This is a genomic window from Kineococcus glutinatus (assembly GCF_039542765.1).
Lineage (GTDB): Bacteria > Actinomycetota > Actinomycetes > Actinomycetales > Kineococcaceae > Kineococcus_A > Kineococcus_A glutinatus.
In genome coordinates this window covers 1-2871 of the sequence record NZ_BAABIL010000807.1, presented here as the reverse complement: position 1 = coordinate 2871, position 2871 = coordinate 1, and the positions used below count along the sequence as shown (strand labels likewise).

Below are 2871 nucleotides of genomic sequence, written 5' to 3'. Positions count from 1 at the left end.
CGACGGCACCGCCGGCGGGGCGGGCGCGCTGCAGTCCCTGGTGTCCCGGTTGCGCCGTGCCCTGGCCGGCGCCGTGGTCGTGGAGCAGTCCGGCCCGGGCTACCGGCTGGTGCTCGACCCGGCCGCCGTGGACACCGCCCGCTTCGCCGCCGCGGCCGCCGCCGGGCGCGAGGCCCTCACCCGCGGGGACGCCGAGGAGGCCGCGGCGCTGCTGGCCGAGGGCCTGGCGCTGTGGCGGGGACCGGCGCTGGCCGACCTCGACCAGCCGGCGGAGGCGGCCCGCTGGGAGGAGCTGCGCCTGGAGGCGGTGGCCGACCGCGCCGAGGCCGACCTGCGCCGCGGCGCGCTCACCGGCCTGACCGCCGAGCTGGGGGCGCTGAGCCGGCAGCACCCGCACCAGGAACGCCTCGCCGCGCTGCGGGTGCGGGCCCTGCACGCCGCGGGCCGCTCCGCCGAGGCGCTCACCGCCTACGAGGAGGTCCGCGCCCGCCTCGCCGAGGAGCTGGGCGCCGATCCGTCCGCCGTGCTGCGGGCAGCGCACCTGGAGGTGCTGCGGGCGGCGGACGCGGACCCCACCACGCCCACCGCCCACCCCGCGCCCACCCGTGCCGCGCCGGTCGCCGGCCCGCCGCGGACCGGACCCGCGCCGGGGGCCCTCCCCCACCCGCTGACCAGCTTCGTGGGCCGGGAGGCCGACGCCGGGCGGGTCGCCGGGCTGCTGGAGCGCGTCCGGCTGGTGACCCTCGTCGGGCCCGGTGGCGCGGGCAAGACCCGGCTGGCCACCGAGGTGGCGCGCCGGGTCGGCGCCGCCCGCCCGCGCCCCGTGCACCTGGTCACCCTGGCCCCCGTCGCCGACCCGCGCGACGTCGTGTCGGCGGTGGCCGACGCCGTGGGGGTCGCGGCCGCGCGGGAGGTGCTGCGGGCGGAGCGCAGCACACCCCCCGACAGCCGCCGCCGCCTGCTGGACACCCTCGCCGACCGCGACGTGCTGCTCGTCGTCGACAACTGCGAGCACGTCGTCGACGCCACCGCGGCCCTCGTGGAGGAGCTGCTGGCCCGCTGCCCGCGGGTGCGGGTGCTCGCGACGAGCCGGGAGGCCCTCGGCGTCGACGGGGAGGTGCTGCACCCGCTCGGGCCGCTGCCGGTGCCCGAGGAGGACGCGGACGCCGCCGGGGCGCTGCGCAGCCCCGCGGTGCGGCTGTTCGCCGACCGCGCCGCCGCCGCCAGCCCCGACTTCACCGTGGACGCCTCGACGGTGGCCGCGGTCGTGGCGGTGGTGCGCCGCCTCGACGGGCTGCCGCTGGCCCTGGAGCTGGCCGCGGCCCGGCTGCGGACGATGCCGGTGCAGGAGGTCGCCGCGCGGCTGTCGGACCGGTTCGCGCTGCTGGCCGGTGGCAGGCGCACCGCGGTGGCCCGCCACCGCACGCTGCGCGCCGTCGTGGACTGGAGCTGGGACCTGCTCACCGACGCCGAACAGCGCGTCCTGCAACGGTTGTCGGTGTTCGCCACCGGTCCCACCACCGCGGCCGCCGTCGCCGTCTGCGGCCGGGAGGGCGTTCCCGCCGCCGACGTGCCCGACCTGCTCGCGGCGCTCGTGGACAAGTCGCTGGTGCAGCGCGCCGAGCGCGGCGGCGAGGTGCGCTCCGCGCTGCTGGAGACCATCAAGGAGTACGCCGCGGAACGGCTGGCCGCCGCCGGGGAGCTGGAGACGGCCCGGGCGGCCCACGCCCGCTGGTTCGCCGACGCGGCCGCCGGCAGCGCCCGGCTCCTGGCCGGCCCGGAGCAGCTGGCGGTCGCCCGTCGGCTCGACGTCGAGGCGGAGGACGGCCGGGCGGCGCTGCGCTGGTTCGTCGAACACCGGCAGGCGGCGGACGCGCTGCGGCTGGTGGTGCCGCTGACGTGGTGGTGGACCGTGCTCAGCCGGCACGAGCGGGCCGCGGAGTGGCTGCGGGAGGCGCTGTCGGTGGTGCCGGGCGGCGCGCCGCGCACCGCGGCCGTCGTGGAGGCCGAGGCGCTGCTCACCGTCAACGCGGTGCTCACCGCCGACGCGGCGCTCGTCAGCGCCGCGGACGCCGAGGCGCGGCTGGGGGCGGTGGCCGCGGAGCTGGACGCCGTGCCGCCCGCCGACCCCGGCGGCTCTCCCCTGCTCGCCGTGCTGCGGCTGCTCCTCGTGCTGCTGTCGGGCCGGACGGCGGAGTTCCACGACGGGGTCGAGGCGGCCGCGGCGTCGGCGGACCCGTGGCTGGCGGCGATGGCGCTGTCGATGCGCGCCGCCCACGCGGAGAACGAGGGCGACCTGGCGGTGGTGCGCCGCGACGCGGCGGAGGCGGTGCGGCGGCTGCGGGGGCTGGGCGAGCACTGGGGCCTGGCGGGTGCGCTGCGCATGGTCGGGCAGGTGCGCAGCTACGACGGCGACCTGGAGGGCGCGGCGGCCGCCTACGCGGAGGCGTACGACCTGCTGGAACCCTTCGGCGTCGCCGACGACTCGGTGCTGCTGCGGATGCGGCTGGCGGACCTCGCGGTGCGCCGGCACCGGCCGCAGGAGGCGCGGGCGCAGGTGGCGGCGCTGCTGGCGGCGGTGGAGTCCACCTCGGGGACGTCGCGGCAGCTGCGGACCTGGGCGGGGGTGACCGGCGCGGGCGTGGCGCTGGCGCTGGGCGACCCGGCGGAGGCGCGCCGGCTGCTGGAGCCGGTGCTGGCGCGGGTCGACGGGGACCCGGCGAGCGCGATGTGGCGGCACGAGCGGACGGTGGCGCACACCTCGGCGACGAGCCTGGCGCTGGCCGAGGGCGATCCGGGCGCCGCGGCCGCGCACCTGGTCGCCGCCCACGAAGCGGGCCTCGCCACCCGGGACATGCCGGTCCTGGCGGG

1 protein-coding gene is annotated in these 2871 nt (G+C 80.3%); it reads left to right on the top strand.

The window, feature by feature from the left end; translation table 11 throughout:
• Positions 1–2871, top strand: a 2871-nt coding sequence (locus ABEB16_RS21625) for an ATP-binding protein (RefSeq protein WP_345714234.1), incomplete at both ends; no start/stop codon positions are given.